Origin of the sequence: uncultured Gulosibacter sp. (assembly GCF_963509965.1) — a bacterium.
Lineage (GTDB): Bacteria > Actinomycetota > Actinomycetes > Actinomycetales > Microbacteriaceae > Gulosibacter.
Window position 1 is genome coordinate 15,968 of the sequence record NZ_CAUPDE010000016.1, and the last position, 18,852, is coordinate 34,819.

Here is an 18,852-nt window from a genome sequence, read left to right on the forward strand (position 1 = left end):
GGGCTTAGCTGCGGCTGTGGTCGGCTACCAAGCTGCTGAAGCGATCAATGTAGTCCTGCAGGAACGCCACAGTCGATTCGCGCACGATCGTGTCACCGCCTTCGAACAGCTCCGGTGATTGTGACAGGAACACCTCTGGCTGCCCCACTGTCGGCATATCGAAGTAGGAGAGCGCTAGGCGCAGATTCTTTTGCGACGAGTAGCCACCCATTCGGCCCACCGAGTGGCTGATGATGCCCACCGGCAATCCCTTCCAGGCCACATCACTATTGGGCTTGGAACCAACATCGACTGCGTTCTTCACACACGCCGGAATCGTGCGGTTGTTCTCGGGTGTCACAAACAGGATGCCGTCAGAGGATTTGATCGTGTTTCGGAAGGCGGTGTATTCGGTGGGGACTGGCTTGTCGGTGACCTCCGGGTCGTCGTAGTCGAAGTCGTAGAGCGGAAGATCTCGAATCTCGACGATGCTGGCCCGGTAGCCCTCGGGGAACAGCGGGATGACGTTCTGCGCAATCTTTCGCGCGAACGAGCCGCGGCGCAGACTGCCGACAATTACGCTGATGTGCTTGGTCATTGAGTTGATTCACTTTCGTAGGTGGTGGGTTCAGTGGCATTGCAGTGGTCATGACACCTGGCCACAGCAGCATCTGTTCGCTGCCGGTTGCCGGACGACTCAGTTGGTGAGGCGGGCTCAGCTTTGAGGCGGTATAAATGGTCGCGCCCCAAACGCTGGCGGCGGACCTGCACGGTGGGACACCTCAATGAAGCGATCGAGTTTGGCTCTGTCCATGGCATCTTCCGCGCGCAACAAGACCCCGAGCAGCGACAAGAGACCGCCAAGCACCGCATCTCGTTTAGCGCTGGTGCACAACAATCGATGGGCCGCAGGCTGGTTACCTTCGCGGATCGCTTCGAACAACGCGATGGTTTCGAGCCACGAGCCACTGTCGGGACGCGGCATAGGTTCGGGAGATGGCTTAGAAGTTCCAGTCGTCATCCGTGGTGTCCTCTCCCTTGCCAATGACGTAGCTCGATCCCGAACCACTGAAGAAGTCGTGATTCTCGTCGCTGCCGGGTGAGAGCGCAGCCAGGATCTCGGGTTTTACCTGCGTTTCTTCGGCGGTGAATCGCTGCGGATAGCCGAGGTTCATGAGGGCTTTGTTGGCGTTGTAGCGCACAAATACCGCGACATCATCCATGAGTCCGAGCGGCTCGTAGAGTTCACCCGAGTACTGCAGTTCGAGTTCATAGAGCTCTTCGAGCAGTGCAAAGGTGAAGTCGTGCATTTCTGCCTGTTTGGCTTCGCCATAGGTTTCGAGTCCGCGCTGGTATTTGTAGCCCGAGTAATACCCGTGCACTGCTTTGTCGCGCAGGATCAGCCGGATCATATCGGCGGTGTTGGTGAGGGTTGCGTGCACCGAGAAGTGCAGCGGCAAATAGAACCCGGCGTACAGCAGCAGTGATGAGAGCAGCGTCGATGACACCTTCCGCTTCAGCGGATCCGACCCGTAGTAGTGCTGCAGCACCTTTTTGCACCGTTCCTGCAGCAGATCGTTGCCGATTGCCCAGCGATAGGCCGAGTCGATTTCGGGGGTTGAGGTGAGCGTCGAGAACACCGACGAGTACGAGCGGGCATGCACCGACTGCATGAACGCGATGTTGGTGTAGACCGCCTCTTCGTGCTCGGTGCGCGCATCCTGAATCTGGCAGATCTCACCGACGGTGGCCTGCACGGTGTCGAGCATGGTCAGACCCGTAAACACCCGCATGGTGAGAGTGCGTTCCACTTCGCTCATTTGCTGCCAGGCCGGCAGGTCGTTTGAAAGCGGCACCTTCTCGGGGAGCCAGAAGTTGGCGGTGAGCCGATTCCACACTTCGAGATCTTTGTTGTCGGCGATGCGGTTCCAGTTGATGGGGCGCAGCCGCGCGGTGGGGTCATGCCGATAACTCGGCGGGGTGACCGAGAGTTCGGTGACGAGTCGAGGGGATGCAGATGAGTCGGTCATACAGGTTGTCCTTCGGTGATCAATGGTTGGCTGCGTTCGGAAGCTGACGGGTCGTGCAAATCGATGGGCTTCGGCTGGATGCGCGCCCAAAACTCGGTGAGTCCCTCGTTGACCCGCTCCACATCCCGGTCGGTGCCGAGCAGTTCGAAGCGATAGAGCTCGGGCACCTGACACTTGGCCGAGATAATGGGGCCAGCGAGGCAGTAGTACTCACCGAAGTTGGTGTTTCCGGCGGTGATGACGCCGCGAATGAGGGCGCGATTGGCGGGGTCGTTGAGAAACTGGATCACCTGCTTGGGCACGGCGCCGCTACGTTCTCCCCCGCCATATGTCGGAACGACCAGTACAAACGGTCGGGTGACCCGAATCATCCCCTCAACTCGGGGGCGCAGCGGAATACGAACCGCATCTCGATCAAGCCGGTCGACGAACCGCCGGGTGTTTTCGGAAACGCTCGAGAAGTACACCAGGTCGGGTGAGTCGGCTCCTGCCAAGACCCGCACGTCCTGGGTGGTACGAACTGATCGGCGCACACTTGCACCTGTGCTCATTTCACTCCCCCCTCCAACTCGCCACAACATCTAGTGGACATTCAGGCAATCAGCACAACATCTAGTGTCTGCTTGAACAGTACACCCTCAAGTACGACACGCCCATGCTTGAGAGTTCGCGTTGCCGAACATTAGAGTTGGCGCAAATATCAGGGTGGCTGCGAACCGTCCGATTCGCGGTTCCACACGGGCTGTGCGCGGCCCGAAAGTCAACGAGTGAGGTTGTGCGATGAGCGAACCGAACAGGATTCCAATTCCTGACGAAATTTCCAACGAGAGCATCCGAACGTTCGTATCCGAGTGGGCCAAGATCACCGAACCCGAGCGCATCGAGCTAGTTTCGGCGGCCGACGATGCCAGGCTCATCAATGAGGCGCTCGCTGCCGGTGAGCTCTTTCCCGCCGGTGACAACCGCTACTATTCGCGGTCACACCCGGGCGACACCGCCCGCTCTGAAGAGCGCACGCTTGTGGCCACCTCCAACCCCGCCGACCGCGGTCGCTACAACAACTGGCAGCCGACAGCGGAAGTGAAGCCGCAGCTCATCGAACGGATGCGCAGCGCATCCCGAGGCAAGACAATGTATGTCGTCCCCTACCTCATGGCACCCACCGGTAGCCCGCTTGCTCCCTATGCCGCCGGTGTCGAACTCACCGACAATCGCGGCGTCGTGCTGCAGATGATCCGCATGGCTCGCGTGGGAATCGACCACTTCGCCACGCTTACCGACCCCGACTTCTTTGTGCGCGGCGTGCAGGTCACCGGCAATCCGGATGCACTCGGCCACGGCACTGCCAATGACCAACGACTGTTCGCCACCATTGCCGACGAGCGCACCATCCTCCACTTTGGCTCGGCTTACGGCGGCAATGCCCTCCTCGGCAAAATCGCGCACGCCCTACGTCAAGCCTCCTACGACGGCCGCAGTTCAGGTCGATTCCTCGCAGAACAGTTCCTGCTGCTCGGCGTTCGCGACCTCGAAACCGGCAAGACCGCACATATCTGCGGCGGGTTCCCCAGCGCCTCCGGCAAAACGAACCTGGCCATGACGCTACCGCCCCAAGCACTCGGAGAGCGATACCGGGTTGACTTCTACGGCGACGATATTGCCTGGATGTGGGTGGATGACGACGGCTGCCTACGCGCAATCAACCCCGAAAACGGCGCCTTTGGCGTGGCCAAGAACACGAACGAAGTCACGAATCCGACCGCAATGGAAGCAATCGCACCGGGTTCGGGAGCCATCTTCACCAACACCGCCTACAACGAACGCACCGGCGAGGTGTGGTGGGAGGGACTCACCCCGCAGCCACCAGCCAACCTCGATGGCTGGCTCGACTGGACCGGCGCATCGATTGCCGAGCGTCAACCAGCAGAGCAATCCGCACCGTGGGCGCATCCGAACAGCCGATTCACGGTGGCACTCGACCGCATCCCCAACCTCGCTGCCGATGCCGCCGACCCCGCCGGTGTGGTGGTGGACGCCATTATCTTCGGTGGCCGCACCCGCGACCGCGAACCACTTATTCGCGCGATCGAAACGGTTGCTGACGGTGTCTACGACGGGCTCACGCTGGGCGCCGAGGCAACATTTGCCGCCGAGGGCCTCGACGGCCAGCTGCGATACGACCCCATGTCGATGCGTCCATTCTTCTCGTACTCCGAAGGCCGCTACGCCCAGCACTGGCTCGACGTGTTGAGTCAGGTGCGACAGCTGCCCGTTTTCGCGCACGTCAACTGGTTCCAGCGCGCCCCTGAAGATGGGCACTACCTGTGGCCCGGCTACCGCGAAAACTTGCGCGCACTCAACTGGCTGATGCAGTACCGAGCGGGAGATGTACACGGACAGCAGACCCCGGTGGGCGTTATCCCAACGGCAGCCGAGCTCGACCTCAGCGGACTCGAGATTCCCGCGGCCGATCTCGAACAGCTTCTGCAGATCGACACCGACCGCTGGATGGAAGAGTGCCAGTACCGGCAAGAACACCTGGCAGAACTGCCCGACCTTCCCGCCGAGATTTGGGATGCGCATCGCAAGCTGCGCGCGGCGCTCGCCGAGCAAGCGTTTGTGGCTGAATCCTCTGCATCTGCCATCAGTGGCGAGTGAGCGAGCATAATCGTGGAGACAAAATGACCCCCAGCCGAGGATTACATCCCAGGTTGGGGGTCATTTCACATGGTGCGCGAGGGGGGAGTTGAACCCCCACGCCCTCACGGGCACACGGACCTGAACCGTGCGCGTCTGCCTATTCCGCCACTCGCGCGCGACTGCCAACATTACCAGTAGATTCGCGAGAATGCGAAACCGCGCGACAAATTTGCGGCAATTTGCCTCCACGAACGGTTCCCAACCCTCACCCACGCCACTAAGGTTTCAGCCAATCCAACTACACTGCCAGCAAAGCATCTCCGTGACGCCGTTGCGGAGCCAATCGATATGGCCAAACGGCCACGAAGGATGAATGTGGGTTTTCTCGACAAATTTGAACGTGGGCTTGAACGGGCCTTTAATGGCGCGTTCGCCAAGACGTTCCGGTCGGGTCTGCAGCCGGTAGAAATTGTGGCTGCCCTCAAACGCGAACTCGACACTCGCGCCGCCGTTGTCTCACGTGATCGGGTGCTGGTTCCCAACGAGTTCCAGGTCGTCGTTTCGGCCAGCGACTACGACCGCCTCAACACCCTGGGTAATTCGCTACAAAACTCACTGCTCGACGAGATCGAGCGGCATGCGGTGCAACAGCACTATCAGTTCGCCGGCCCGATTTCAGTGCAGCTCATCGCTTCTGAACAGCTCAGCGAGGGCCAGCTCGAGGTGAACTCACGCTCGGTCGAGGGCCGGGTCAACTGGGTTCCGGTGCTCGAAGTGGCCGGGCAGCGCTTCCCCATCCAGTCGGGGTCGAATGTGATCGGTCGCGGCAGCGATGCACACATCACCATCAACGACAACGGCGCCTCACGTCGTCACGCCGAAGTGATCTGGGATGGGCAACGCGCGGCGCTGCGCGACCTGGGTTCAACCAACGGCACCAAACTCAACGGCCGGCGTATCGCGCAGGCCGCCCTCGAACCCAATTCGCTCATTGAAATCGGCCGCACACAGCTACAGTTCCGAATCGTGCCCCAGGCTGAACCGAGCACTGCAACCCGTCACATGCACAACCCGGGAGGTCGTCGATGAGCGGTGAATTGACGATGCTCGTGATCCGCCTCGTCTTTTTGGCGATGATGTGGATCTTCATCTTTTCGATCATCTACGCGCTGCGCAGCGATCTATTTGGTTCCCGATCGCAGGACTACCAGAAGGCGATGGAACAGCAGCAGTCGCGGCAGCAAACCTATGCGGCAGCCCCACAACAGGCCCCCGTTGCGGTTGGTGCTGGCGCGCCGGCAGCTGCGGCCAGCGAACCCGCCGAACTCACTCGCCTGGTGATCACCTCGGGACCGCGCCGCGGTGAAGAGCTCTCGCTCAGCCAGGCCCCCATCTCGATCGGCCGGGCAAGCGACTCAGACCTTGTCATCAGCGACGACTACACCTCCACCCGCCACGCCCGCCTGCTCAACTGGGACGGCCGCTGGATGGTACAAGACCTCGACTCAACTAACGGCACCTTCGTCAACGGCGAGCGAGTATCCCAGCCAACCGAACTGCGCCGGGGCGTCTCGGTGCGCATCGGCACGACCTCGTTTGAGCTCCAATAGGTGCGGTGAACGACACTATGGTCAAATTCGTGCGCGCGGGCGCAGTTTCACACGTCGGTCGAGTGCGGGCTAATAACCAAGACTCGGGTTTTGTGGGAACCGTGCTGCACGGCGTTGCCGACGGTATGGGCGGCCACGCCGGTGGTGATGTTGCGTCGTCAATCGCCGTGAAGCACATCGCCGCCCACGAAGAGCGCTACGAAACTGTCGACGAGGCAAAAGCCGGCCTGACCGAACTACTCCACGAGGCAAACGAACTCATCATCGAGGCCGTTGCCGAACATCCCGAACTCGCCGGGATGGGCACCACCGCCGACCTCGTCACCCTCGTTGGCGACCAGCTCGTGATCGGGCATATTGGCGACTCGCGCGTATACCGCTATCGCGACGGCGAGCTGCACCAGGTCACCGTCGACCACACGTTCGTGCAGCGGCTCGTGGATGCCGGCCGCATCACCCCCGAAGAAGCGCTCGTGCATCCCCGCCGTTCGGTGCTGATGCGCGTGCTCGGCGATGTCGAAACCGAACCCGATATCGACACCTACGTGTTCGACGCCGTTGATGGCGACCGCTGGCTGCTGTGCTCAGACGGGCTCGCGGGCTATGTTGACGAAGACCGCATCAGTGAGGTGATCGGTCGACGCGACGAGTCGTCCCGCGAAGTTGGTGATGACCTCATCCAGCTCGCCCTCGACAATGGCGCCCCCGACAACGTCACCGTTGTCGTACTCGAAATCGGTAAAACCGAACTCGAACCGATCCGCCCGAAACTGGTGGGCTCAGCCGCAAATCCGCTGCGCTACGAAGCCAGCGAACCCAAGCGTCGAGTGCGTCGCATGCTGCCCGATGTGCTGCAATCGCGCCGCCGCATCGCCGCCCGCCCCGAAAACGAAGAGTTCGTGGCACCCAGCGACGAATACCTCGACAAGCTCATCGCCGAAGACCGCAATATGCGCCGCTGGCGTCGAGTCACCTGGGCGGCGAGCATCCTGCTTGTTCTCAGCATCGCCGCCGGCGCGTCAGCACTCGCCTACGACTGGACCCAGCGCCAGTACTACGTCGGTATCGACAATGATCGAGTGGCCATCTACCAGGGCGTCAACGCCCAGCTCGGCCCGGTCTCACTGAGCCATGTAATCGAACCAACCGACCTCGAAGTCAACAAGCTTCCCGTTTATCAACAGATGCAGGTGAGCTCAACCATTCCATTCAATTCGATAGCAGATGCGCGAGCACTCGTCGAAAGGCTTGAACGTGCAGTCGACTAGCGCCGCTCCCGAAGTAACTTCAGCTTCACCACGGCCCCGCCAGCGCAAGCAGGGGCTGCGAAATATGGAGCTCGGTTTCCTCATCTTCGCGATGGTGATTGTGCTTGCCGCGCTGCTGCAGGTGCAGTTGGGGGTGACCGGCGAGTTCGATAACCGGGTGCTGATGCTGCTGGGTTCGGTTGCCGTGTTGATGTTCGGGATGCACATCGTGCTGCGTTTCCGCGCACCGCAGGCCGACCCGTTCTTGCTGCCGATCGCCGCCACCATTAACGGCCTGGGCATCACCATGATTTATCGCCTCGACCTGGTGAACGAGTCGAACAAGCACATCGCCATTAATTCATCCACCGCGCAGATTATTTACACGGCACTCGCCATCGCGATTGCCATTGGCGTGCTCTTCTTGCTGCGCAACCACCGCGTGCTGCAGCGCTACACCTATGTGTTCGGGTTTGCGGCACTGGTGTTGCTGCTGTTGCCGATGATTCCTGGGCTGGGGGTTTCAACCGCCAGCGCCCGCGTGTGGATCTCGATTGCCGGGTTCAGCTTTCAGCCCGGTGAAATCGCGAAGATCGCGCTGGCCATCTTCTTCGCCGGCTATCTCGTTACCGCACGCGATTCGCTCTCGATGGTGTCGCGGCGATTCCTTGGCCTGCGGCTGCCGCGGATGCGTGACCTCGGCCCCATTCTGGTGGTGTGGGCGGTGTGCATGGGCATCCTCGTGCTGCAGCGCGATCTCGGCACTTCACTGCTGTACTACGGCCTGTTCTTGGTGATGATTTTTGTTGCCACCGGGCGCCTTTCGTGGGTGCTCATCGGTGTCGGCTTGTTCGTTGGTGGTGGCCTGGTGCTGGCCACCAGCTGGGGATACGTGCAGCGTCGTATGGAAGCCTGGCTGAACCCGTTCGACCCCGTGCTTTACGAAGCCACCGGCGGAAGCTATCAGCTCGTGCAGGGCCTGTTCGGGCTCGGTAATGGTGGCCTGATCGGCACCGGCTTGGGGCTCGGCCACCCGTATTTGACACCGGTTGCCGAGAGTGACTTCATCATTTCGGCACTCGGCGAAGAGCTCGGAATGGCCGGGCTGTTCGCGATTCTCGCGCTCTACCTGATCATGGTGGCCCGCGGTTTGCGTATCGGTCACACCGGCGGGGATGATTTTGGTCGTCTGCTCGCTACCGGCCTGTCGTTCACGCTGGCCATTCAGGTGTTCATTGTTGTTGGCGGGGTCACTCGAGTCATACCGCTGACGGGTCTCACCACACCATTTTTGGCCGCCGGTGGTTCGAGTCTGATCGCCAACTGGATCATCGTTGCGATTTTGCTGCGATTGAGCGACACGATTCGCCGTGACGATGCGGTGCCGGCCCTTGGAGGTGCAGCATGAGTAAGAACATTCGCCTGGTGGGCATCTTTGTGCTCGTCATGTTCCTCGCGCTTTTTAGCTCGGCAACCTACATCCAGGTTTTCCAATCGCAGTCGCTGGCCGAAGACGGCCGTAACCGACGAGCGCTGCTGGCCAGCTACGAGGTGCAGCGCGGGCCCATCCTGGTGAATGGCTCACCCATCGCCATATCGCAGCCCGACAACACCGAATACCAGTACCAGCGCGTGTACACCGACCCCGAGCTCTACGGCACCGTGACCGGTTACTTCTCGGCCACCCAGGGTTCGATCGGTATCGAGCAGGCCATGAACTCCGAGCTCGCCGGAACCAGCGATTCGCAGTTCTTCACCAGCCTGCGACGCATGTTCACTGGCGATCAACCCGCGGGTGCCGCGGTCGAATTGACACTCAATCCCGATGGTCAGCGCGTGGCCGCCGAGATGCTCGGCGACCTCAAGGGGGCGGTGATCGCGATCGATCCGGCAACCGGTGCCATCCTCACCATGTATTCAACGCCCGGATTCGACCCGAACAAGCTTGCGCTGCACGATGATCGGCAGGTCATCGAGAACTACCACAAGCTCGAATCCGACCCCGACAACCCGCTTTTCAACCGGGCAATCGGTGGTTCGCTCAACCCGCCCGGGTCAACCTTCAAACTGGTGGTGGCCACCGCCGCGCTCGAATACGGCATTGTGAAGCCAGATACGAAACTGCCGAACCCACCCACCTGGAAACTTCCCGGCACCAACCACGTGGTCAATAACCCCGCCTGGGGTGAGCGCTGCGGCGGCGGTGATTCTGAAACCACCACACTGCGCATCGCGCTGCAGTATTCATGCAATATCCCGTTCGCCCAACTGGCGATCAAGATCGGCGAAGATAAGCTGCGCACCATCGCCGAACGCTACGGCTTTAACGACACGTTCGACGTGCCGATGACGTCGGCTGCGAGCGTATTCCCCAAAGACTCGATGGATGACGCACAGCTCGGCCTGACCGGTTTCGGGCAGTACGATCTGCGGGCCACCCCGCTGCAAATGGCGCTCGTTTCGGCCGGTGTGGCAAACGACGGCGTGCTGATGGAGCCGACGGTGGTGAAAGAGGTGCTCACCCCGTCGCTGGATGTGCTCGAATCGCAGCGAATAAAGGAATACGGCCGCGTTATGAGCGAAGAAAACGCCAAGCTCATGCAAGACATGATGCGCAATAACGTCGACAATGGCGCGGCAGATAACGCTCGGATTGATGGTGTGGCAGTTTATGGAAAGACTGGCACCGCCGAAAACGGTGACGGTGACCCGTACACGCTGTGGTTCACTGGTTACGCGGAGCTTGATGGCCGCCAGGTGGCTGTTGCGGTGGTGCTCGAAGACGGTGGCGGAATGGGACAGTCGGGATACGGCAACGGTTTGCCGGCGGCAACTGGACGAGAAGTAATGAAGGCGGTGCTAGGCGTATGAGGCCGGGGCAGGGAGTGACATTTGGGAGCCGATACCAGCTCGGTAACCGAATCGCCATTGGCGGCATGGGCGAGGTGTGGGAAGCCACCGACCTCGTTATTGGCCGTCAGGTCGCCATCAAGATCCTTAAAGACGAATACATGGGCGATCCCGGGTTCCTCGAGCGTTTCCGCGCCGAAGCTCGCCACGCTGCGCTCGTCAACCACGAGGGCATCGCGAACGTCTACGACTACGGTGAAGAAGACGGCTCTGCCTACCTGGTGATGGAGCTCGTGCCTGGTGAGGCACTATCGACCATCCTCGAACGTGAACGGGTGCTGCCGGGCGAACAGGTGATGGACATCATCGCCCAGACTGCTTCGGCGCTCGGCGCCGCCCACAAAGCGGGCCTCGTGCACCGCGACATTAAGCCAGGCAACCTGCTGATCACCCCCGATCACCGGGTCAAGATCACCGACTTCGGTATCGCCCGCATCGCCGACCAGGTGCCGCTCACCGCCACCGGTCAGGTGATGGGCACCGTCCAGTATCTTTCGCCCGAGCAGGCGTCGGGGCATCCCGCATCCCCCTCGACCGATATTTATTCGCTGGGTGTGGTGGGTTATGAGTGTCTTGCTGGTCGTCGTCCATTCACCGGCGAATCGCAGGTGGCGATCGCCATGGCGCATATTAACGATGAACCGCCGGCGCTGCCAGTGACGGTTCCTGAACCGATGCGCAACCTGGTGATGTCGGCCCTCGCTAAAGAACCGGCCGACCGCCCCGAATCGACCGAGGCGTTTGCCCGCGCGGCTCGCGCGCTGCGTGACGGCGATGTGCAGCGGGCCGCGCAGGCGGTTCCTGCAGTGGCACCCGGCGGGGCTGGACCGAGCACAGCGCAGCTCGATCAGACGCAGATCATCCAGCCCACCAAGGCCACTTCGGTGCTGGATGATGGCCCGCAGGATAGCTTCGATGCCCTGCTGGCTGGCGGCTCAACGGGTACCGGGCCAAACGACACGGTCGATGGCACCACCGGGCACGAGCCGCAGGGGCTGCTCGATGATGACAAGAAGAAAGACAGTTGGCGCTGGGTGCTCGTGGGCGCCATCGTGCTGCTGGCAGTGGCGATCGGGCTTTTCGCGGTGGCAATGATGAATAACGCCGGCGACCCAGAACCGGTGCCGACGACCACCACCGCGCCACCACCGAGCACCACCAGCCCACCCACCGAAACCGAAGCCGAAACGGCTGCGCTCAATGGCGATGATTTTGTTGGCTTGAGCTACGACACGGCCGCTGAGCGGCTGCGGTCGCTGGGGCTTTTCCCCGAACGGTCGAATGCGGGTGCGGCACCTTCGGCTGACCTGGTTGGCACCGTTGAGAGCATCAACCCCACCGGTAATGTGCGCCTCGGTTCGACTGTTCAGGTGTCGGTTTACGGCGATTTGGCTACCCCACCGGCACCGGCAAAGCCACGAGGCACCGCCACCGAAAGTTCGGTGGAGCTCAGCTGGGATGAGTATGCAAGCTGCCCCGACGGCACCTCGGTAGACGGATACAAGGTAACGGTCGAGGCCATGGATGCGCAGGGCAACCGCCGCCCCGGCGACTCTGGTACCACCGAGAGCGGAGGTACTTCGGTGCCTATCGGTGTGAACAGTGATGTTGCCAAAGTGACGGTCAGCTACCGGGCCGTTTGCTCGGGTATTGAGTCGGAAGAATCAGAAAAGATCGAGATCAAGATTCCGCAACGCCAGCAGCCGGTTCCGACGCCGGGCGGCCTCAATACCGAGCAGCCTTAGCAGCAATTTCTGCGGGAAAGTTCCTGGCCTGGGAACTTTCCCGCAGCTTGCCGCATCACACCGATGCGGTAACAGGTTAGATGGCCTACTTTTCGGCTCGCGCTCTCGCCAGTAGGATGACTATTTATGCTTCCTGTTACGTTCTTGGGAGGCAGCAGCAACTAAAGGAGTCGAGTCGGTGATACAGGGCGAGCGCACACTCGCCGGTCGATACAGCATCGGCCGACGAATTGGCCGCGGCGGCATGGCCGAAGTTTATGCGGCCACCGACGAACGTCTCGGCCGTCGAGTAGCGGTGAAGCTGCTACACACGAACCTCGCCACCGAGAACGAGTTTCGCTCTCGCTTTCGTCGCGAAGCACAGGCCGCCGCGCGCATGACCCACCCGACCATTGTGCGGGTTTTTGACGCTGGCGAAGACCAGTTCGTGCGCGGTGACGGCTTTGAAATTACCGTGCCCTACATCGTGATGGAGTACATCGACGGTGTGCAACTGGGTGACCTTATCGGCACCCCGGCCCTCACCCCGCAGCTGATCGCCAAATACATGGCCGGGCTACTCACCTCACTCGAATACTCGCACCGCGCCGGAGTGGTGCACCGCGACATCAAACCCGGCAATGTGATGATCACCACCGATGACCAGGTGAAAGTCACCGACTTCGGTATTGCCCGAGCGATATCCGACACCGCCGGCACGATCGCCCAAACCACGGCCATCCTCGGTACCGCCTCCTATTTCTCACCCGAGCAAGCGCGCGGCGAAACCGTCGACGGCCGCAGCGACCTCTACTCGGCCGGTGTCGTGCTCTACGAGATGCTCACCGGGCAGGTGCCCTTCCAGGGCGACTCTGCGGTGGCCGTCGCCTACCAGCACGTCACCGAACCACCCAAGCCGCCCAGCCAGATTAATCCCCATATTTCCCCGGCACTCGACGCGGTGGTGTTGAAAGCCCTCGCGAAGCGGCGTGAGGATCGCTACCAGACCGCAGCCGAGTTCCGCAGCGACCTGATGGCCGCCTTTGACGGCATCATGCCCGCATACGCCACCGAAAAGGGTGTCGACCAAACCCCCACCGAACTGTTCGGGCCCGGCCCCACTGCAGTTGACGCCACCGAGTCGGCGCTCAACTCGATGAGTGACGATGACGACCGCGCCCCACAGGTGCAGCGTCGTCCCCCCGCCATGTGGATTTGGGGAGCTGCCGCGTTAGTTACTGCGGTAGTGATCGGTGTTGTGATCTGGGTGATGTCGATTTCTGGACAGTCTTCGGTGCCCGATGCGTCGGTAACCGTTCCCGATGTGGTGGGGATGCAGAAAGACGAGGCCATGCGCGCACTGGAAAATGCCGACCTGAAGGTTCAGGTCGACACCGCACCCAGTGACGAGGTTGCAGTCGACGAAGTGATGACCTCGAACCCACCGGCTGGCGCATCCGTGGCTTTCCAGTCGACCGTGAAGATTACCGTCTCGGCCGGACCCGACTCGGTGCGAGTTCCTAATCTGAGCGGCCTGAGCGCCGATCAAGCCAAAGATGCGCTCGAAAACGCCGGTCTGAAAGTTGGTTCGATCACGAGCGAAGATTCAGCGTATGTCTCGAAAGACCAGGTTGTTCGTTCAGAACCCGCGATCGGTTCATCCGCTGCCCCCGGCTCGTCGGTTGATCTGTGGGTGTCGAACGGGCAGGTGACTCTCCCCGATGTGACCGGCCAGTCGCTCAGCGAAGCCGAGGACGTTCTTGGCGGTCTGGGGCTCATGATTACCCGCGACCCCGACGACGGCTGCCTAAACGACGGATCGTATCCGGTGACGAGAATGTCACCCACCCCGGGCCGCATCGACCAGGGCAGTGAAGTGACCCTCACCTACTGCAACGGTGAAGAAAACCAAGAACCCGACGATAACGAACCAACCGACGGTAACGGCGACGAAGATGACAACGATGGCTAGTTAGCTTGCTCAACAGCAATCGAGGGGCGGTGACCGGTTACCGCCCCTCGCTGTTGTTCGTCGGTGTCTTGCTGGGATGCTGGCGCCGAACCCGACTACGGTGTCGGCTGGCTCGTCGAGACTCCCAATTCTTCATCCTGTGGCAGCAGATCGGGTAGGAAGGTGTCGACCCAGGGGTACACCCACTGGATCAGCACCCAAACCAGGGCTGCCAGAATTGCCAGCAGAATTAGCAGCTTAACCGGCCATGGGCCCGGCAGGCCCCGCCAAATGGCTCCGTACAACTGTGGTGCTCCTTAGTCTGCGTTACCGCCGTGGTCTTTACCGCCCGAGTGTTCGCGAAGGTCATACGCATATTTGATCTCGGCGGGCGGCCCGTCTTCACGCGGCGTGAAATCAACCAGTGTGAAGTAGCTGATGATGCGCTCATCCATCGACCACGACGGATTGCAGGTGATCATGGTGAGCACGCGCTCATTTTTCGGCAAGTCGGGGTGATGCGGAACTCCGGCCAGCACATCAATCTCGGTGGGCACCACATACTCTGCCGAACGGAACTCGTAGGTGTACCAGCCATCGACCGTTTCGAGATAAACCCGGTCGCCCAACATGAGCCGGTCGAGATCGCGGAAGGCACCGCCATAGGTGTTGCGGTGCGCCGCAAGTGCGTAGTTCCCTTTACCGCCGGGGGCTGCCGAGTTGAGGTAGGTGCCGACGAACGCATTGTCGAGGGTTTGGTCGCGATCAATTCCGGATGCAAGACGGCGCGAGAAATCTTCACCCCAGGCGGGCACATACATGATGCCGTAGGGGGTGGCCTCTTCTTGTGGAATCGACCTGACCGGCACGCCGTCTTCGTCAAACTCGGCCGGGGCGACGGTTGCGTATTGTTGGTCGAGTTGTTGGCTCAGTTCGGCCGACTGGGTGATCTCTTCACGACCGATGATGTAGTCATTCAAGTAAAACTTCCACCCAATAAACCCGAGTAGCAGCACGCCAAGCGTGATGAGCAGCTCTCCGAGAACGCTCGACACCGTTACGCGCGCTCTACGTTTGGGGGCGCGGTGCCGGCTGTTGGCAGCGTGACGTGGTCGTCGGTCCATAGCCGACAGTCTAGGCCGGTAGGATTACCAGCATGTCCAAAGAGCCTGTCAACAACGAGTCGGACGAAGAACTCGAGCCGACTACCGATGATGTTGCAACCACCAAAGCCGATGCGCCCGCTGACGACAAGAAAAAGTCGAAGCAGCCGGCCAAGCTGACCGAGAAAGAACGCATCGCCCGCTCGAAAGAGATCGCAGCGAAGGCGCGCGGTAAAGACACCGCCGCATCGCGCCGCCGTGCCCGCAATGAGGCGCAGAAACAAGCGAAAGCGAAGGCCGAGAAGGCTAAGAACGACTCGATGACGAAGGCGCAGCAGCGATATTCGCAGCCGAAGACGCACAATGCCGACGCCGACCAGAACCCGGTGTGGTTTAAGCCGATCATGTTCGGTTTTTTGCTGCTGGGGCTGCTGTGGATCCTGGTGTACTACCTCTCGAGCGCGAAACTGCCGGTTGCCGAACTCGGTGACTGGAACCTGCTGGTTGGTATCGGGATCTCGCTGGTGGGCTTCTTAATGATGACCAACTGGAAGTAGCCCTCTGAGCGAGTAGATCTGAGGTAATCCACAGAGTTATCCACAAATTACAAAAGTGTGAATAACACCGGTGTAATTCATCCCCACCTGTGGACAGCCTGTGGATAACGTGAGTTTTCGGTCGAGCTGCCGTCACCGATGGGTGCGGATTGACGGATGCGGTGCGCCACTCTACAGCAATGAACCGAACACCGGTGGTAGCGCAATGAACAGCACCGCGAGTATGACCATCACCGGAATCGCCAATCGGATTCGGCGAGGCGAGGCCGTACCGCCGCGTTCGTGATCGCGCAGCAACACCGACGCTGCAATCACACCGGTGAGCGCGCCGCCCAGGTGCGCCTCCCACGAAATACCCGGGTTCATCAACGACACCACGACATTGAGCGCGATCAACACAATCATTGGTGTGATGTCTTGCTGCAACCGACGCATCACGACAAACCAGGCACCGATCAGACCGAACACCATACCCGAGGCTCCGATAACGGCCGTCGTCGGGGCAAGCAGCGACACCGCAAATGAGCCGCCGAGCGCCGAGACCAGCAGCAGCATCGTGTAGCGCAGGCGGCCAAACATGGGTTCGAGCACCCGGCCAAACAGCCACAGTGACACCAGGTTCATCGCCAGATGCCACAGGCCACCGTGCAAGAAGGCCGATGTGAGCATCCGCCACGGCTCAAAAACACCGTATTGCCCACTCGTATACACCGGTGAATAGGTGCCGTAATAGTCAACAAACGGCACTTTCAGCACATTCGCGGTGAACCACTGCGCCACAAAGACGAAGGCGCACAGGCCCATCACCACATAGGTGACAACCGGCTGCTCGGCGCCGGCGATACGCAGTTTGCGCACCCGACGAGGCTGAGCAAGGTGATCGGCCCGCATGCACTCCGGGCAGATGACCCCCACCGGAGCCGGAGTCTGACACTCACCACACACGGTGCGGGTGCAACGTTGACAGAGAACGAAGCTCTGCCGGTCGGGGTGTCGGTAACAGTAGTTCTCGGTAGAGGTCATCTCAGAAATAACGAATCCTAGCTGAGTTCGCTGATGTCAACCGACTCAATCACCACATCCTGCAGCGGTTTATCGCGACCATCAGTGGCCACCTGCTCGATCTCATCGACGACGCGCTTCGAGTCGTCATCGGCAACCTCACCAAAAATCGTGTGCTTACCCTGCAACCACTCGGTGGAAGCAGTGGTGATGAAGAACTGCGAGCCATTGGTGCCGCGGCCCAAGCGCTTGCCGGCGTTCGCCATGGCGAGCTTGTAGGGCTTGGTGAAGTCAAGCTCGGGGTGGATCTCGTCATCAAAGGTAAAACCGGGGCCGCCGGTACCGACACCGAGCGGGTCGCCACCCTGAAGCATGAAGTCTTTGATGATGCGATGGAAGATCACCCCGTTATAGAACGGGGTGTTGGTGCGAGTCTCACCGGTTTTTGGGTCTACCCATTCGAGCTCGCCAGTGGCAAGACCGGTGATGACCTTCACGGTGTTCGGTGCGTGGTGGCCGAACAGGTTGAGCTTAATGTCACCGTGATTGGTGTGGAGGGTCATTACTGCTGTCGCAATCGTCATGGCTACATCTTGTCATGCTGCAGCTTGAATCTTCCGCACCGGCACCAGATTCAGCTTGCCTTATGCCGCGCGTGAAACACTGATGGTGTGTGACAAATCCCACCGATACGGAGGTAAGTGATGGCTCTGTCACGGAAGAACCAGCGGAAGCTCACCAAGCTGCGCAAAGAAGCCGACCGCCTCTGGCGCGAGCAGCAGGTCGTGTTTGAAAAAGCTGGCCGCCTCGCCTCCCAGGCTGGCGGCGTCGGTCGCGATGTCGCTAACGAGGAAGTGCTCCCACCGGTGCGCGAGACCTACGACCGCAATGTCCGCCCCGCATTCGAAGGCGGTGTCAAAACCGGCCGCAAAGCAATGAAGCACGCCGAAAAGACCATTAACACCAAGGTGCTGCCCGCACTCGCCGCAGTTGGTGGCAGTGTCACCGGTGCCGTGCGCGAATTCGCCGACAACAACAAGACGCTCCAGAACGTGCAACACCGCGCCGAAAACATGACGAAGGAAGCTGGTAAACGAATGAACAACCTGCAAACTGAAATTGCTGCCGTTGCCGACAAGGCCAAAGAGGCGGCAGCCAACGCAACCAAGAAGGCCGAAAAAGAGACCAAGAAGCTGACCCGGAAGGCGAAGAAGGCTCAGCGTCAGGCAGAGAAGAAGTTCGCGAAGACAACCAACAAGAAGGGCCTCGGCTTCGGCGGCTGGTTCTTGATTGGCACCGCGGTCACGGCAGCTGCTGCGCTGGGCTATGCCCTGTGGCAAACCTTCCGCGCCGACGACGACCTGTGGATCGCCGACGAAGAACTCGACGCACCCGTCACCTCGGTTGAAGCGCCGACCGCCAAGTAAGCCACCGGCTCAGCAAGAACCCCGAGACCATCACGGTGTCGGGGTTCTTCGCGTCAGCGCTTCTTCTTCAAGTTTTCGAGATGACCGGTGCGTACCACCTCACCTGTTTGTCAGTCGGTAAGAACTGACACCGGCAGCAGTGCGCACGCATCCATTGGCACACGCTGAATGACACCACTCACTTTGGCAGACGCTGCAGCACCGATTGGCGCTTCGATCGCATCATCGCCGTTGCCATACCTCCAAACAAAACTGCCACACTCGCCAAGCCAAGTGTTCTGAAGCTCAATTCAGGCCCTGATCGATGAGTACCGATGAACGCGGCTGTGCCATTACCATCTACTTCTCGATGTCTATATTCACAGAATGCACCTAGTGGAAACACTGATACCTTCTGTTCAATAACGAGACGTTCATATTTACCCGCTGGAGCATTCTGCTCGCAGGCATGAAACTCTGCGGCTACCCCAAACACCACACTTCCGATGGTGAAGATGGCAACTAACGCGGCGAGCGTCCACAGCGTCACCACAGTTGCTTTTATTCGGCCCTCGGCTTTTGCTAACACTGAAGTCTTCCCACGCCTACAACCTACAACAACTATTTCAGCCCGGCCACCTGGGTCGCCCCCTTCATTCGGTCCGGACGTTCTGTGAGTCGTCGGTTTCGATT

Annotated in this window: 18 protein-coding genes and 1 tRNA gene; 10 read left to right on the forward strand and 9 right to left on the reverse strand. The window is 60.4% G+C overall.

The window, feature by feature from the left end; translation table 11 throughout:
* Positions 1-4: 4 nt before the first annotated feature.
* The 3 genes from RQ865_RS09185 to nrdI form a co-directional block, all read right to left on the reverse strand.
* Entirely contained in the window at positions 5-577 is a 573-nt protein-coding gene (locus RQ865_RS09185) for an NADPH-dependent FMN reductase (protein ID WP_201521035.1), read from the reverse strand.
* Positions 578-980: 403 nt separating this feature from the next.
* Positions 981-2,009 carry a class 1b ribonucleoside-diphosphate reductase subunit beta gene (gene nrdF / locus RQ865_RS09190; protein WP_201521034.1) on the reverse strand — a complete coding sequence of 343 codons (1,029 nt, stop codon included), beginning with the start codon at positions 2,007-2,009 and terminating at the stop codon, positions 981-983.
* On the reverse strand, positions 2,006-2,560 hold the full coding sequence (gene nrdI / locus RQ865_RS09195; protein WP_311479018.1) for a class Ib ribonucleoside-diphosphate reductase assembly flavoprotein NrdI: 555 nt from the start codon (positions 2,558-2,560) through the stop codon (positions 2,006-2,008). The genes nrdF and nrdI overlap by 4 nt, the downstream gene beginning before the upstream one ends.
* Positions 2,561-2,789: 229 nt before the next feature.
* Here nrdI and RQ865_RS09200 point away from each other — a divergent pair, with 229 nt between their 5' ends.
* Entirely contained in the window at positions 2,790-4,667 is a 1,878-nt protein-coding gene (locus tag RQ865_RS09200) for a phosphoenolpyruvate carboxykinase (GTP) (protein WP_311479020.1), read from the forward strand.
* A gap of 70 nt (positions 4,668-4,737) precedes the next feature.
* Here RQ865_RS09200 and RQ865_RS09205 read toward each other — a convergent pair.
* Positions 4,738-4,824 (reverse strand) — tRNA-Leu (locus RQ865_RS09205).
* A gap of 200 nt (positions 4,825-5,024) precedes the next feature.
* On the opposite strand from RQ865_RS09205, the gene RQ865_RS09210 reads away from it, so the two are divergent.
* The 7 genes from RQ865_RS09210 (at position 5,025) to pknB (ending at position 14,112) form a co-directional block, all read left to right on the forward strand.
* Positions 5,025-5,738: an FhaA domain-containing protein gene (locus RQ865_RS09210; RefSeq protein ID WP_399521828.1), complete on the forward strand. Its 714-nt coding sequence runs from the start codon at positions 5,025-5,027 to the stop codon at positions 5,736-5,738.
* Positions 5,735-6,259, forward strand: a complete 525-nt coding sequence (locus RQ865_RS09215) for an FHA domain-containing protein (RefSeq protein WP_201518087.1) — start codon at positions 5,735-5,737, stop codon at positions 6,257-6,259. The genes RQ865_RS09210 and RQ865_RS09215 overlap by 4 nt, the downstream gene beginning before the upstream one ends.
* 5 nt (positions 6,260-6,264) lie before the next feature.
* Positions 6,265-7,527: a protein phosphatase 2C domain-containing protein gene (locus RQ865_RS09220; RefSeq protein ID WP_311479022.1), complete on the forward strand. Its 1,263-nt coding sequence runs from the start codon at positions 6,265-6,267 to the stop codon at positions 7,525-7,527.
* Positions 7,514-8,914 (forward strand): FtsW/RodA/SpoVE family cell cycle protein, encoded by a 1,401-nt coding sequence (locus tag RQ865_RS09225; protein WP_399521829.1) that lies wholly within the window; start codon positions 7,514-7,516, stop codon positions 8,912-8,914. The genes RQ865_RS09220 and RQ865_RS09225 overlap by 14 nt, the downstream gene beginning before the upstream one ends.
* Positions 8,911-10,377, forward strand: a complete 1,467-nt coding sequence (locus tag RQ865_RS09230) for a penicillin-binding transpeptidase domain-containing protein (protein ID WP_311479024.1) — start codon at positions 8,911-8,913, stop codon at positions 10,375-10,377. Before RQ865_RS09225 ends, RQ865_RS09230 begins: the two co-directional genes overlap by 4 nt.
* Positions 10,378-10,391: 14 nt before the next feature.
* A complete protein-coding gene (locus RQ865_RS09235; protein ID WP_399521830.1) occupies positions 10,392-12,161 on the forward strand; it encodes a protein kinase domain-containing protein in 1,770 nt (589 codons plus the stop codon).
* A gap of 178 nt (positions 12,162-12,339) precedes the next feature.
* Positions 12,340-14,112: a Stk1 family PASTA domain-containing Ser/Thr kinase gene (gene pknB, locus RQ865_RS09240; RefSeq protein ID WP_311479028.1), complete on the forward strand. Its 1,773-nt coding sequence runs from the start codon at positions 12,340-12,342 to the stop codon at positions 14,110-14,112.
* 95 nt (positions 14,113-14,207) lie between these two features.
* Here the strand turns inward: pknB and RQ865_RS09245 are convergent, their stop codons facing one another.
* Together RQ865_RS09245 and RQ865_RS09250 are read right to left on the reverse strand one after the other, a co-directional pair.
* On the reverse strand, positions 14,208-14,396 hold the full coding sequence (locus RQ865_RS09245) for a hypothetical protein (RefSeq protein WP_311479030.1): 189 nt from the start codon (positions 14,394-14,396) through the stop codon (positions 14,208-14,210).
* Positions 14,397-14,408: 12 nt separating this feature from the next.
* Positions 14,409-15,215 carry a class E sortase gene (locus RQ865_RS09250; RefSeq protein ID WP_311479032.1) on the reverse strand — a complete coding sequence of 269 codons (807 nt, stop codon included), beginning with the start codon at positions 15,213-15,215 and terminating at the stop codon, positions 14,409-14,411.
* 32 nt (positions 15,216-15,247) lie between these two features.
* Here RQ865_RS09250 and RQ865_RS09255 point away from each other — a divergent pair, with 32 nt between their 5' ends.
* Positions 15,248-15,751, forward strand: coding sequence for a cell division protein CrgA (locus RQ865_RS09255; RefSeq protein ID WP_311479034.1), 504 nt, complete (start codon positions 15,248-15,250; stop codon positions 15,749-15,751).
* A gap of 171 nt (positions 15,752-15,922) precedes the next feature.
* Here RQ865_RS09255 and RQ865_RS09260 read toward each other — a convergent pair whose 3' ends face one another.
* Positions 15,923-16,609, reverse strand: coding sequence for a rhomboid family intramembrane serine protease (locus RQ865_RS09260; RefSeq protein WP_311479036.1), 687 nt, complete (start codon positions 16,607-16,609; stop codon positions 15,923-15,925).
* Positions 16,610-16,791: 182 nt separating this feature from the next.
* On the reverse strand, positions 16,792-17,337 hold the full coding sequence (locus RQ865_RS09265) for a peptidylprolyl isomerase (protein ID WP_311479038.1): 546 nt from the start codon (positions 17,335-17,337) through the stop codon (positions 16,792-16,794).
* Between the two features lie 120 nt (positions 17,338-17,457).
* Between RQ865_RS09265 and RQ865_RS09270 the strand changes: the two genes are divergently transcribed.
* Positions 17,458-18,180 carry a hypothetical protein gene (locus RQ865_RS09270; protein WP_311479041.1) on the forward strand — a complete coding sequence of 241 codons (723 nt, stop codon included), beginning with the start codon at positions 17,458-17,460 and terminating at the stop codon, positions 18,178-18,180.
* Positions 18,181-18,358: 178 nt separating this feature from the next.
* On the opposite strand, the gene RQ865_RS09275 is transcribed toward RQ865_RS09270, so the two are convergent.
* On the reverse strand, positions 18,359-18,852 hold a 494-nt coding region (locus RQ865_RS09275; protein WP_311479043.1), incomplete at its 5' end, for a hypothetical protein.

What these genes read in the sequence shown, in the direction of transcription:
- RQ865_RS09185 (WP_201521035.1), bottom strand. Translation starts at nt 577, where the DNA reads ATGACCAAGCACATCAGCGTAATTGTCGGCAGTCTGCGCCGCGGCTCG.
- nrdF (WP_201521034.1), bottom strand. Translation starts at nt 2,009, where the DNA reads ATGACCGACTCATCTGCATCCCCTCGACTCGTCACCGAACTCTCGGTC.
- nrdI (WP_311479018.1), bottom strand. Translation starts at nt 2,560, where the DNA reads ATGAGCACAGGTGCAAGTGTGCGCCGATCAGTTCGTACCACCCAGGAC.
- RQ865_RS09200 (WP_311479020.1), top strand. Translation starts at nt 2,790, where the DNA reads ATGAGCGAACCGAACAGGATTCCAATTCCTGACGAAATTTCCAACGAG.
- RQ865_RS09215 (WP_201518087.1), top strand. Translation starts at nt 5,735, where the DNA reads ATGAGCGGTGAATTGACGATGCTCGTGATCCGCCTCGTCTTTTTGGCG.
- RQ865_RS09230 (WP_311479024.1), top strand. Translation starts at nt 8,911, where the DNA reads ATGAGTAAGAACATTCGCCTGGTGGGCATCTTTGTGCTCGTCATGTTC.
- RQ865_RS09250 (WP_311479032.1), bottom strand. Translation starts at nt 15,215, where the DNA reads ATGGACCGACGACCACGTCACGCTGCCAACAGCCGGCACCGCGCCCCC.
- RQ865_RS09255 (WP_311479034.1), top strand. Translation starts at nt 15,248, where the DNA reads ATGTCCAAAGAGCCTGTCAACAACGAGTCGGACGAAGAACTCGAGCCG.
- RQ865_RS09265 (WP_311479038.1), bottom strand. Translation starts at nt 17,337, where the DNA reads ATGACGATTGCGACAGCAGTAATGACCCTCCACACCAATCACGGTGAC.
- RQ865_RS09270 (WP_311479041.1), top strand. Translation starts at nt 17,458, where the DNA reads ATGGCTCTGTCACGGAAGAACCAGCGGAAGCTCACCAAGCTGCGCAAA.